Source organism: Fusibacter sp. QWL-12 (assembly GCF_058683495.1).
The window spans coordinates 1,350,539-1,363,059 of the sequence record NZ_CM178745.1 but is presented as its reverse complement, the minus strand read 5'-3'; the positions used below and the strand labels follow the sequence as shown (position 1 = coordinate 1,363,059).

General features: G+C 40.5%; 11 protein-coding genes. 7 read left to right on the top strand and 4 right to left on the bottom strand.

Going from position 1 to position 12,521, the window contains the following annotated elements:
- The first annotated feature begins 47 nt into the window (after positions 1–47).
- Positions 48–2,141 (top strand): VOC family protein, encoded by a 2,094-nt coding sequence (locus tag AC4PID_RS06940; RefSeq protein ID WP_492134842.1) that lies wholly within the window; start codon positions 48–50, stop codon positions 2,139–2,141.
- Positions 2,142–2,182: 41 nt separating this feature from the next.
- Here AC4PID_RS06940 and AC4PID_RS06935 read toward each other — a convergent pair whose 3' ends face one another.
- Positions 2,183–2,848, bottom strand: coding sequence for a DUF3159 domain-containing protein (locus AC4PID_RS06935; RefSeq protein ID WP_492134841.1), 666 nt, complete (start codon positions 2,846–2,848; stop codon positions 2,183–2,185).
- Positions 2,849–2,936: 88 nt separating this feature from the next.
- Positions 2,937–3,338 carry a DUF1475 family protein gene (locus tag AC4PID_RS06930; protein ID WP_492134840.1) on the bottom strand — a complete coding sequence of 134 codons (402 nt, stop codon included), beginning with the start codon at positions 3,336–3,338 and terminating at the stop codon, positions 2,937–2,939.
- 213 nt (positions 3,339–3,551) lie between these two features.
- Between AC4PID_RS06930 and AC4PID_RS06925 the strand changes: the two genes are divergently transcribed.
- From AC4PID_RS06925 to AC4PID_RS06900, 6 genes are all read left to right on the top strand, one after another.
- A complete protein-coding gene (locus AC4PID_RS06925) occupies positions 3,552–4,157 on the top strand; it encodes a TetR/AcrR family transcriptional regulator (RefSeq protein ID WP_492134839.1) in 606 nt (201 codons plus the stop codon).
- Between the two features lie 209 nt (positions 4,158–4,366).
- The gene (locus AC4PID_RS06920; protein ID WP_492134838.1) at positions 4,367–6,430 is read left to right on the top strand and encodes an efflux RND transporter permease subunit; all 2,064 of its coding nucleotides are present in this window, start codon (positions 4,367–4,369) and stop codon (positions 6,428–6,430) included.
- A gap of 13 nt (positions 6,431–6,443) precedes the next feature.
- Positions 6,444–8,363, top strand: a complete 1,920-nt coding sequence (locus AC4PID_RS06915; RefSeq protein WP_492134837.1) for a hypothetical protein — start codon at positions 6,444–6,446, stop codon at positions 8,361–8,363.
- A 183-nt stretch (positions 8,364–8,546) separates the two neighbouring features.
- Positions 8,547–9,455 (top strand): EFR1 family ferrodoxin, encoded by a 909-nt coding sequence (locus tag AC4PID_RS06910; RefSeq protein WP_492134836.1) that lies wholly within the window; start codon positions 8,547–8,549, stop codon positions 9,453–9,455.
- 172 nt (positions 9,456–9,627) lie between these two features.
- Positions 9,628–9,930 (top strand): metal-sensing transcriptional repressor, encoded by a 303-nt coding sequence (locus AC4PID_RS06905; protein ID WP_492134835.1) that lies wholly within the window; start codon positions 9,628–9,630, stop codon positions 9,928–9,930.
- Between the two features lie 17 nt (positions 9,931–9,947).
- A complete protein-coding gene (locus AC4PID_RS06900) occupies positions 9,948–11,003 on the top strand; it encodes a DMT family transporter (protein ID WP_492134834.1) in 1,056 nt (351 codons plus the stop codon).
- Positions 11,004–11,084: 81 nt separating this feature from the next.
- Here AC4PID_RS06900 and AC4PID_RS06895 read toward each other — a convergent pair whose 3' ends face one another.
- Both AC4PID_RS06895 and asrC read right to left on the bottom strand, forming a co-directional pair.
- Complete coding sequence (locus AC4PID_RS06895) at positions 11,085–11,531, bottom strand: ferritin family protein (protein ID WP_492134833.1); 447 nt, start codon at positions 11,529–11,531, stop codon at positions 11,085–11,087.
- Positions 11,532–11,539: 8 nt separating this feature from the next.
- Positions 11,540–12,517: a sulfite reductase subunit C gene (gene asrC / locus AC4PID_RS06890; RefSeq protein ID WP_492134832.1), complete on the bottom strand. Its 978-nt coding sequence runs from the start codon at positions 12,515–12,517 to the stop codon at positions 11,540–11,542.
- Between the last annotated feature and the right edge of the window lie 4 nt (positions 12,518–12,521).

Sequence of the window (12,521 nt, the reverse complement as noted above, 5' to 3'; positions counted from 1 at the left end):
ATACGCAGAAACAGATACGAAGAAATAGACTTGTAGAAGGAGACGTTATGAAAGTAGGTATAATCGGTTCAGGTGCCATTAGTGGCATCTACCTTAAAAACATGATAGAAATTTTTGATAACCTTGAGGTGATTGCGATCGCAGACCGTAGAGGTGTTGGTGCAGCTGAAAAAGCAAAAGCGTATGGAATAGAAACGATGACCGTTGAAGCCTTACTCAGTCATCCTGAAATAGAAATGATTGTAAATTTAACACCGGTTGGCGCACATTACGACCTCATTAAATCAGCTTTAATGGCAGGGAAACACGTCTATACTGAAAAGACCCTGACCTCTGACCCCATTCAAGCAAAAGAGCTACTGGATTTGGCGGATGAAAAAGGACTTTATCTTGGCTCAGCCCCAGATACTTTTATGGGAAGTGCCCTTCAGTCTGCAAGACAAGCGATAGACGACGGAATCATCGGAGAAGTCAACTCGTTTGCCATCTCGGTAAATAGAAGCAACTCATTTCTAATCAGCTTGTTCCCATTCCTAAAACAACCTGGAGCTGGTGTTTTATTTGACTATGCGGTTTATCATATGACGGCACTGGTTAGCTTGTTTGGGCCAGTGGCAAAGGTAGGCGCTATCGTGAGAGCACCATATAAAACGCATATCAATATCAATCCAAAGAGCTCTGAGTACGGTGAAACCATGCAAACGCCAAACGAAAGCCAAGTGTCGGCAATCGTTCAGCTACAAAATGGAATGACGGGGAACCTACATCTGAACACAGAAAGCAATAGAGATGAGGAAACCTTTTTCGCGGTTTATGGCACAAAGGGCATCCTATATTTAACCGATCCCAACCTGTTTGGTGGCAGTGTGCAGTTTGTTCCCGATCAATCTGTCTTAGATATACCGGTTTTACCTGTCAATCTATGGCAGTTTACACCGTTCTCAGATAATTCCAGAGGGCTCGGTCCTTCTGAAATGGCAGAAGCAATCATAGAAGGAAGACCGAATCGGGCGTCTAAAGAGATGGCCTATCATGTGCTTGAAGTCCTTGACGCTATCTTAAAATGTGGCGAAAAGGGTGCATTTCAAACCATAGAATCGACTTTCACAAGGCCGCTGCCATTGGAAGGAAAATGCGTACCGATTACCAACATCGGGCACATCTCAGTTCGGATGGCAAACGAATCAGAGATGCTTAAATTCTATAGCGAAGTCCTTGAAATGAAGCCCCTATTTGAATTGTCTTTAAAAGAGATCAACCCCAATATAGTTGATGAAGATAATCGACCATGCCTAGCTTACTTTAAGCTGGCAAATCATCAATATCTAGAGCTTTTATATAATAACGGTGCCACATATGAGACAGTGAATGATAGACGTGAACACTATGGCTATATGAAGGTCAATTTTGAAGTAGAGGACATCGAGGCGTTTAAAACACATCTAATTGCCAAAGGGGTAACCTTGGTTGAAGACGTACACGTCGTCGTCGATGGCTCAAAGGAATTGACCATCCTAGATCCAGATGGCAACGAAATTCAGTTTACGGAATACGCTAAAGGAGAGCATGCAAAAATAAAGCTCTCGGCTAAAAAAGCGCACGAGAGCTGTTCTAAGGTGACGCATACCACACAGGTGGCGTTTCAAGTTAAAGATCCAGTTAATATGTTGAATTTTTATGTAAAAGGACTTGGGTTGAATAAAGCATTAACCCTAACTTATAATGATCTTTATTTGGATCTTGAGAATAAACTGAAACTGGCAAATATAGATACAAAAAATGAGTTAGCATCACAAATTGAATCAATTCAAGCTGAGATGAAAGCCATAGAACGTTTGCGTGATCGCGCTTGGATTGATTTTATAGAAATCGCACCACATCAATATCTCGAGCTCTTCCATTCACCAAACGAAGTGAAGAAAGCAGCAAAGAATGTCGAACGCTGTTATGGCTATAATCATCTTTGCCTTGAGGTAGATGATATAGAAGCGGCTTACAAAGCCGTAATCTATAACGGTATCAAGCCTGATACTGAGATCACTCTAGGTGCAGAAGGTGCCTACCAGTTTTGGTTGACCGATCCTGATGGCAATCGTGTCGAGTTGATGTCCTATACAGAAAATGCAATGCAACTATTGTAATTGACATTCAGCTATTGAAAATACAGAAATTATTGAAATCATTAAAAACCACGCGTCTGACCCTTCCAAGGCTTAGGCGCGTTTTCTCTGTATTCTTCTATCCCAGGACCACCTAGCTTTTTAAGCCGCCAGATGCCATAAATATAGCTGAGGAGTAACACCATAACGGTTAAAGGCATTCCTAAAAGTGTGTTGATTATAAAAAGACCGCTTAAGTTTTGATCTTGAATGAGTATCAGCTGAAGAACACCTCTTAAAACAAACAAAACCAGCCAAAGCGTGGTCACCTCAGAATAAGCGGGACGTATATCATTACGCCAAAACCAGTTTAACTCCCAGCCTCTTGAAATATGGCTGAGCCAAGCTGCAAGTGGTTTTTTGAAGACTAAGCTGACGGCTGTAATGATGACCAAACCCGTACTTGTTATTAGCTTTGGCACATAGTAATTTGAAGCACTTCCTGCAAACAGAGCAAAACTAACCGCGACGATAATGCCAAGCAAACCACCAAGTGCATAATACCAAGACTGCTTTTTGATCCTTCTAAAAATGGCTAAAAGGAACGCAGCACTGATGGATAAACCCGCAGCAAGCTCCAAACTAAAAAGCGAGTTACCAATGAGATAAATCATCGGCGGAAGGATAGCGTCTAAGGTATTGCCTTTTGACACGAGTTTCAGTTCTTCAGCAAGTTCTTTAACAGTCATTTCATCACCTAATTACCTTTTTACTAGTATTTATCTGATCATTAGATTTTATCGTATACACCTCATCTTTAAAGACACATTTTGAAGTCTAACTGTGCTTTGAAAGGATTTCTTTTTTTGCCCCTAAAAAGAATTTAAGCCAGTCATTTTCTGAGGTATAAAACGCGTAAAGAATATAAAGAGCACCTGTAAAAAAGCCAAGAACCATCATCGCTACAATCCATATAATCCTTGCTATAAGATACTTTTCTCTGAAAAAAATCCACATTGAAAAAAGTGTAAAGCCGACATAAAGATCGACGAGAGACATGATTCCCCAAGGATTGTCAAATAAGAGTGCACCATCCTTAAAAAAATCACCGTTGATAAAACCATTTAAAAGTCCTGCTGTCATAGCGAACAGACCAATCCATGCGATTATTTTTCCGACTTTCATAAATACCTCCAATACAGGAATGATGTAACATTCGTAAATGATTAAAATATACATGGAATCTTGAAAATAGATGTGGATTTTTAAAAATTATTACCCGCAAAATAAGTTGAATAATCATGATTGGATACAATCCACCTAAGAGAAAGTGCTGGTTTTAGTGTTCTTTCAGACAACTTAACGATAAAATTTCAGATAGAGTATTTGAAAAAAAATCAGAACTGTGCGACACTAGTAATATGAAAATAGATTACACATTAGAGGTGCCAAGTGAAAAGTAAATGGGATGAAAATAAGGAACAAAAAGAAGAGAGCCTTTTTGACACCGCCTACCGACTATTTTTAGAGAAGGGCTTTAACCAGACCACAATCAGTGATATCGTGAACATGGCTGGGGTTGCAAAAGGTACCTTTTATCTTTATTTCAAAGACAAATACGATATTAGAGATCGAATTATCATTCGAAAAACCTATCGATTAATTGAAGAATCCATATCTAAAAAAGAGATTCAAACGCTAGAGAACTTTGAAGACCGATTGCTTTTCATCGTCGATTTTATTTTGGATTATCTAAGTGAGAATAAGGCTTTTCTAAGCTTTATGCATCGTGATCTAATCTTCGGCATCTATAAGGGGACGTTTTCGAAAACCGTACGTGAGGGTGCAGACACTACCATCATGGATCTTTTCATAGAGGGTGCTAAGGAAAGTGGCTACCAGATGACGCGTCCTGATTACGTGTTTTGCTTGATACTTGAGCTAGTAAGTACCGTTGCTTACAGCGCCATCGTTTTAAACGAGCCTGCGCCAATTGAAGAGATGAAACCCTATGTGCATCGAGGCATCATGGGAATTTTGAGTATGTATAAGGAATGACGATCCACATCCAACAGTTAAATATTAAGTTTATGAAATATCGCGGAATTAACTCAATTCGCGATATTTTTTTACAATTAATTAATTGACCAACGGTCAAAAAAGGAGTACAATCTGCTAGTGATTGACCGATGGTCATAATTAGAAGTGAAATAATAGCGCTTGGCTTCTTAATATGATCTAAAAAACTAATTAAAAGGAGTGATTGTTTGGAAAAGTTTGGCATGCTCGTCGGTAAAAAAAGAAAACTCATCGTTTTTATCGCAATTTTATTATTTATTCCATCAGTGATAGGATTCTTGATGGTTCCAATAAATTACGATATTCTGGCATATTTGCCTTCGGATGTTGAGTCTGTTAAAGGACAGGCGATATTATCTGAGAGCTTTAAATCATCAAATCAAGGCTATTTGGTTTTTGAAGACACCCCAGAGTACATTATCGACGACAAAATATCTAAAATTAAAGAAGTACCAGGGGTTCAAAATGTTCTATGGATCAGAGACATGCTCAATATGGGCGTACCAAAAGAGATTCTACCAGAGGAACTTTCTGAGATCATCTACAGAGACGATTGTGTCCTCGTCTTAATTAACTTTGAGGGAAATGCAACGGATGAATCGACACAGAATGCCATCGCAGATATCAGAGAAATCAGCGGTGATCATAGCTTTTTAAGTGGCATGGGTGCTTTGATCAAGGATACCATTGACATCTCAAACACTGAAAAAATCGTCTACATGGCACTAGCCGTGGTGCTCACAATCATCGTACTCGCATTGACATTAAAATCGACGATTATTCCAATTTTATTTTTACTCAGTATAGGCTTCTCCATCGCAGTTAATTTAGGGACTAACATCTTCTTAAAGGATATCTCATACGTAACAGAAGCCATCGCAGCGGTACTTCAGTTAGGGGTAACCATGGATTTTTCCATCTTCCTTTATCACCGATATGAGGAGGAACGCGCCAACTACGCCGATCATATAGAAGCTATGGGCGTAGCGGTTAACAAAACTGCAGTTTCAATATCTGGTGCAGCACTAACCACGATTGCAGGTTTCCTTGCGCTTTGTGCTATGAAGCTTACGATCGGAAGCAACATCGGAATCGTAATGGCGAAGGGTGTGTTAATAGGTGTCATCAGTACTTTGACACTGACACCAGCACTTATTCTGATTTTTGATAGAGCGATCCACCGTTTTCAGCATCCTGTTTTAATGCCAAGCTTTGAAAAGCTTTCAAGATTTGTGGTAAAACGCCATGTGCTGTTGCTTGTTTTGGGATTACTTTTGTTGATTCCAGCGATTTATGGCGCATCAAATACAAATGTTTATTATAAGCTAGATGAATCCTTGCCTCAAGATTTAGAGTCCATCGTCTCGCTTAATAAGATGAAAGCGACTTATGATATGGCAACGACGCATATGATTATTTTTAAAGATGATCTGCCAGATTACCAGATTGACGAAATGGTTGGTAAAATTGAAGCGTTAGACGGTGTATCTAAGGTCATCGCTTATAACAAACTGATTGGACCGATGATACCAGTAGAAATGGTACCTGCTGAGCTCTCAGACGTCTTTTATAAAAACGGTTACGAGCAAATTATCGTCAATTCATCTATGGCGGTCGCAAGTGATGAAACCAGTCGTCAACTTGAAGCAATTAGATCGATTATTCGCACCTATGACCCTGAGGCATTGATTACAGGTGAAGGCGCGCTATCTCAAGACTTAATAGAGATTTCAGACATCGACTTTAAGAATGTCAACATACTTTCTATAATTGCAGTTTTTGTCATCATAATGATTTCGTTTAAATCGTTGAGTATTCCAGTGCTTCTCATTTCAGTAATTGAGCTAGCGGTTTCCATCAACATGGGGATTCCTTATTATACGGGTGCAACCATACCATTTATCGCAACCATCGTCATCGGAACGATACAGCTTGGCTCTACAGTAGATTATGCAATCCTGTTAACGACACGGTTCAAAGAGGAATTAGAAGTACAAAATGACAAATTTGAAGCCATGACTGTGGCACTTAAAAGTGCATCCAAATCCATCATGACCAGTGGATTAACCTTCTTTGTCACCACGGTTTCAGTGGCATTTATCTCTAAGATCGACTTAATTTCGAGTCTCTCTGGGATGATAGGACGTGGGGCACTAATCAGTATGGTAACCATCATGCTGATCCTACCGTCTGTACTATTGATCTTCGAAGGTGTGATTCAAAAAACGACGATGAAATGGAGAAAAATCTGAAATGGAGAAAAATATGAGAAATTTAACAAAAAAAATAACCGCACTTGGACTGAGTGTTTTACTGATTGCTTCAGTTCCAGTGCATGCAGATACAGCACAGGAAATTTATAAGGATGAAACCGTGTATGGTCTAATAGATGCTTCTGGACAAACCACTAAGCTCATAGTCAGTGACTATATTCACAGTGCAGAAAAACTCGAGACACTTAAAGACATTTCAAACTTACAAGATGTTCATAATCTAAGAAGTGATGTGCTACCTGAAAAGGATCAAACGTCTCTTACATGGCAGGTAGATGGCTATGAGCTCAACTATCAAGGCACAAGCCAGCAAGCACTTCCAGTGGACACGACGATCACCTACTATCTTGATGGTGTGGAAACTGCACCAGAGGCGCTTATCGGCAAGTCAGGTGAGTTGAAAATGGTCATTCATCAAGACAACCTCGTTTATACTGAAGCTGAAATCATGGGCACACAGAGAAAAGTGTATGCACCGTTCTATACACTTGCAACAATGCGATTTGATGCTTCAAACTTTACAGATGTTGCCATCAATCAAGGTAAAATCTCCAACGATGGTGCGAGTTTTTTAGTGGTCGGTTTCTTATCCCCAGGTATGACGGAAAACTTTGGCGACTTAATGGATTTGAAGGTTGAGGATGATCTGATCATCAGTGCAATTGTAACAAATTATGAAGCGCAGCCAATGTACCTTGCGATGTCGAACAAGCTTCCTGATGTGGAAGATATCAGCCTACTAGATCAAGTGGATCAGCTTGACAGCTCTTTAGCTGAGTTTAAAAAAGCAGGAAATGACCTAGTAAATGGTGCAACCGATCTAAGTGATGGACAGATTACCTACTTTGAAAAATTCGGTGAAGCGACAGTGGGATTAAAAACGTTTTTAAGCTCTATAGATAAACTCTCTGAAGGTGTAAAGCAAATTGCATCGCCACTTACTCAGCTTGTGGAAGGCGCAAGCAGTTTATCCCAAGGCATCCTAGCACTTCAAAATAGTGCATCACCACTGGTGGATGGCTATGTGAAATTCAGTGAAGGCACAAAGTCGTTTGCAGATGGTGCAAAGACATTCGCTGAAAGAGTAGAACAGCTTTCAGGTGCGCTAGCTGTATTACCTGAAAAGGCTGAGCTTTTGGCGACCTCGAGCGATGCGCTAACAGCAGGTATAAAAAAGACTGATGATGGCTTGAGTACTGTGGCAAGTGGGAGTGATGCACTTTTAGTAGCGATGAAAGGTTTTCAAAACAGCTTGGCAAAGGACTCTAAAGAATATGTAGCTTATTCAAGCATCGTAGCTGAAATGGAAAAATTAAATGGCGCAACTTCGGCATTAAGCGATGGCATGACACAAATTTCAAGTAATATGACGACGTTTAACGCAGGCGTAGATGCGTTCGCAAAACAAGCTTCTGGCCTTTCTACAGTTCAAGAGGGGCTTAGTGAAGGCTCTAAACAGCTGAGTGCAGCAGCAACTGAGCTCGTCAGTGGTGCAGCTGTACTTCAAAATGGTACGCTTCAATTAACCGAAGGCATGTCTGCTCTCGTCAGCGGTAGCCAACAGCTTGAAGGTGGCTTAAGACAGTTAGATGGTGGGATGCAAACACTTTTATCAAAACTTCCTGAGTTAAAAAATGCCAATCAAATGCTAAGTGGTGGATTTGATGCCCTACAGACAGCATCGACAACATTAATTGATGGTGGTGTCGCACTTAAAGAGGGAATGACTCAGTTTAACCAAGATGGTATTCGAGCATTGACAGACAAGATCGAGATCGAGGAGGGCAAGCTTGACGAAGCCCTTGCGATTAAGGAAGTGCTAGACAAGCTCGCAATAGAAAACAGCACGTTCTCTGGCGCACCTGAAAGTTTCATTACGTCAGTAAATTATCTTTTGAAAGTGACACAATAGCTAGGTCACAAGAGAAATAAGTAAAGTATCAAGTCAATAAGTGGCAGTAATGTGATAAAGTTTGGCTGTGACGAGATAACGATTAGATTTAATAGATAATAAGATGTATTAGATAACAAGATAGACTCGATGACGGTCGCGTATTATAATAGGATTAATATTGAGCGTTAGAGAGGTCGGCATATGAATCGTATTTTAATTGTCTACTACACGGGAACTGGAAGCACAGGCATCGTCGCTGAGCATGCTTTAAACAACCTTAAGGAAAGAGGCATCGAGGCAGAAGCGTTTAGGTTAACCCATTCAAACAAAGATCATTTATCCGAACTGACAAAAAGCTACGATGGTTTGATTCTACTATATGCCGTTCACGCCTTTAATGCACCAGAGCCTGTATACAAGTGGTTAGATCGACTTGAAAGCGTTTCAGCTAAGCCGGCGATGGTGATCTCGGTGTCAGGTGGTGGCGAGATGGTATCCAACACAGCTTGCCGAGTCACAGCGATTAAGAAGCTGTCCTCAAAAGGCTATAAAGTTATCACAGAAGCAATGGCGGCTATGCCAAACAACTGGATGTCGCCCAATCCCGATATCGTCTCTAGAGCCTTACTGGCGATAGCACCACAAAAGGTAGCCGATTGGATCGACGCCTTTTTATCGGGTCAACCCAACAAGGTGCTACCAGTTAAAACCATTGATCGTGTGATCACAAAGGTCGGCACCTTAGAAAAGCACGGCGGACGCCTCTTCGGTAAAAACATTGTGGTGGGGAGTACGTGCAACGGCTGTGGCTGGTGTGTGAAGAACTGCCCTGCTGGCAACATTGCTTTCCAGGAGCTTTCAGAAGAGCAAATGCCTGTCTTCGGAAAGGTCTGTCACTTCTGCTTAGGATGTGTCTACGGCTGTCCACAAAAAGCGCTTACACCTAGTAAGCTAAAATTTGCTGTGATTAAGACGGGATATTCGATTAAAGACATCAAAAATAAAGAATCACTTGATTTAGAGGATCCTCAGACATTAAATCAGGTGAGTGAAGCACTTGGAGACAAAGGATGGGAAGGCGTCAAACGTTACTTGGGTTTGACGAATTAAGTTTATATTATTACGGAATATGAAACGTTATAATGATTAACAAAAGGGCTACTTTAGAATAAAAGTAGCCCTTTATTTTTCATATAATCCTAAGATGCAGATTGTTATTTTCAAAATGAAGAGTTAGTGCTACAATGTAAATAACCCCCTATAGGGGATATGGAGGTGGCATATGGACGAACACAATCATCCACAGAGCAAACAAGTGATCAATCGTCTTTCTAGAGCGATAGGACACTTAGAGTCAGTAAAGAGAATGGCTGAAGAAGGTCGCGACTGCAGTGAGCTCTTAAATCAACTCTCAGCGGTTATCTCAGCGATTAACAATACCAGTAAAATCATTTTAGAAGACCATATCAATCATTGTGTGGTTGAAGCAGCAAAAGTCGGAGACCATAAAGTCATCGAAGATATGATTGAAGCGATTAACAAATACATGGGCATGCAAATTAAAAAGGATGCTGGCATACATTAAATGACACAAGGTGGATTATGGAAAATTCAAAAAGCTACAAAGCAATAGGATTCGCAATTTTAGCGGCGTTGCTATATGGCATTAGCTCGCCTGTATCAAAGCTCTTACTGGTCAAACTTCAGCCGACACTTATGGCAGCGTTGCTTTACTTAGGTGCTGGGATAGGGATGCTCGGTCTCAACTTCTTTAAGGTCTTGCTTAAGAAGGAAAAAGTAGAAGCAAACATGACCAAAAAAGAAATGCCCTTTATCATCGGTATGATTCTTCTAGACATTGCTGCCCCAATCTTTTTAATGATTGGACTTAAGATGACCACAGCAGCCAATGCGTCGCTACTCAATAACTTTGAGATTGTTGCGACTTCCATCATTGCGCTGGCTATTTTTAAAGAGACGATTGGAAAGAGAATGTGGATTGCAATTGGGTTCATTACACTTTCAAGTATTCTCTTATCCGTATCTGATATCAGCAGCTTATCATTTACAGTGGGATCCATATTTGTTCTACTAGCTTGTATTTCTTGGGGCTTTGAAAACAACTGTACACGGATGCTCTCACTTAAGGATCCACTTCAAATCGTAGTTGTAAAAGGCTTTGGATCTGGACTTGGTGCTTTGATTATTGCGCTATCTGTGGGAAAAATTGAGTTGAATTGGACATACGTATTAATTGCTTTATTACTCGGTTTTGTAGCTTATGGCATGAGCATCTATTTTTATATCATTGCACAGAGATCCCTTGGCGCTGCAAGAACCAGTGCTTATTATGCAGCGGCTCCTTTTATAGGCGTACTCATCTCTTGGATAATCCTTAGAGAACCAATCACACCGATGTTCACGATTGCACTTTTCGTTATGTTAGTGGGCACTTATTTCGCAGTAACAGAAGAGCATGGTCACGTGCACAAACATGTGGTTGAGACACACGAGCATAAGCACAACCATCACGATGGGCACCACGACCATACGCATGATTATGAAGTCGTCGGCGAGCATTCTCATGAACATACGCATGAAGCGGTAGAGCATACACATGAACATTTACCGGATTTACATCATCGACATACTCATTAAAAAAAAAAAGGGACACTAGCTTATCGAAATAAAGTTAAGCTAGTGTCCCTTGATTTTTATCATGTACATGCAAATTTGAGCCTATAAACTCAACAAAAGCTGGATGTGTTCCTTCTCTTTTTGTATGATGTCATCCACTAGAGAATGATGCGCCTCATCAAGCACGGTCTTTAATTCATTTAGCATAAAGATGGTTTCCTTTTCAAGCTTTAAGCCAACTGCGATGCCTTCTTTTATAGTGGTTACTGGTGATAAACGATTTAAAAAGGTGACCGTATCTCCAATTAATTGAAGTGCGTATTGCTTGTACTCTACTGTAATCTTGTCTGTACTGATGTGTAAACTAGCGTTTTTCAGTTTGCTGTAAAGCTGTTCATGCTTAACTTCCTCTTGTGCAAGCTTTTCAAAAAGGGCTTTTACAGTAAAATCCTCCGCATGCTTTGACATTTCAGAATACTGCTTTTGACCGGCCTGCTCAAGTGTAATCAGCACATTAAACAAATCTTCTATTTGGAATAACGATGACATATTGCCTCCTATCTGAAATTCTCTTCTTGTTTGTACCAGTAGCCACCCCAATTGATATTATCAGCAATTTGAGCCTCTTGGTTAATGGTAACGCCTTCAAGAACCTCTTGCTTAAAAACTTGGTAACCAACGCGGTCGACGATATAACCAATGTGTTCCTTTGGTAAAGAACGATCGATATAACGATCGACAAATGCGTAAGTATTCACAATGATTTGAGTGATCACTTCTTCAGAAGCCCACTTAATGAAAGGCATTGCAATTCGTGGATTCTTCTTGCCGGTTCTGCCCATGATGACCATTCTGTAGGATTTTTTATCAGAACGCGTCATAGCACCTGTTGGACATTTTAAGATACATTCGCCACAGCCGATACATTTTTCATGATCTCTTTTAATGTTAAAACCGTCCACTGACAATGCACCAGTCACTTTTTTCTTACAGTTCTTAACGCACGCTTCACAGGTGATACATCTTGAAGCGTCGTACATCGGTTCAGTGGTACAGATGATACCGAAGTCTTGCATATGTGCCTTGATGCAATCGTTAGGACAACCAGTAACTGCGATCTTAAAGTGAAAATCATGTGGATAGACAGCTTTCTCGATACTTTGAGCGATTCGAGTTGTGTCGTCGTTTGCAAATGGACACACCCTATTGCCGATACATGCTGAGATGTTTCTTGTTCCAGCTGCAGGATAACCATCATCGGTTGCATCCAATGCAAGGCCAAGACTTTCTATTAATGGTCGTATTTTTTTGTTGATTTCTGGAATGGCATCGAAATCAATATCGGGTACTTCGAAGCCTTGTCGTGCAGTTAGGTGAACAGTACCATTGCCGTAGGTTTGTGCGATTTCATTGACGAGTTCTAAGTAGTTGCTTTCTAGATGACCTCCGGGTACACGAATTCTTAGGCATGTTTTATCTCGAGTTTTGGTAATGCGGTAAGCATTTTTTGTAACTGTTTTTCTATTTATACTCATGTCA

What these genes read in the sequence shown, in the direction of transcription:
- AC4PID_RS06940 (WP_492134842.1), top strand. Translation starts at nt 48, where the DNA reads ATGAAAGTAGGTATAATCGGTTCAGGTGCCATTAGTGGCATCTACCTT.
- AC4PID_RS06935 (WP_492134841.1), bottom strand. Translation starts at nt 2,848, where the DNA reads ATGACTGTTAAAGAACTTGCTGAAGAACTGAAACTCGTGTCAAAAGGC.
- AC4PID_RS06930 (WP_492134840.1), bottom strand. Translation starts at nt 3,338, where the DNA reads ATGTATATTTTAATCATTTACGAATGTTACATCATTCCTGTATTGGAG.
- AC4PID_RS06915 (WP_492134837.1), top strand. Translation starts at nt 6,444, where the DNA reads ATGAGAAATTTAACAAAAAAAATAACCGCACTTGGACTGAGTGTTTTA.
- AC4PID_RS06910 (WP_492134836.1), top strand. Translation starts at nt 8,547, where the DNA reads ATGAATCGTATTTTAATTGTCTACTACACGGGAACTGGAAGCACAGGC.
- AC4PID_RS06905 (WP_492134835.1), top strand. Translation starts at nt 9,628, where the DNA reads ATGGACGAACACAATCATCCACAGAGCAAACAAGTGATCAATCGTCTT.
- AC4PID_RS06900 (WP_492134834.1), top strand. Translation starts at nt 9,948, where the DNA reads ATGGAAAATTCAAAAAGCTACAAAGCAATAGGATTCGCAATTTTAGCG.
- AC4PID_RS06895 (WP_492134833.1), bottom strand. Translation starts at nt 11,531, where the DNA reads ATGTCATCGTTATTCCAAATAGAAGATTTGTTTAATGTGCTGATTACA.
- asrC (WP_492134832.1), bottom strand. Translation starts at nt 12,517, where the DNA reads ATGAGTATAAATAGAAAAACAGTTACAAAAAATGCTTACCGCATTACC.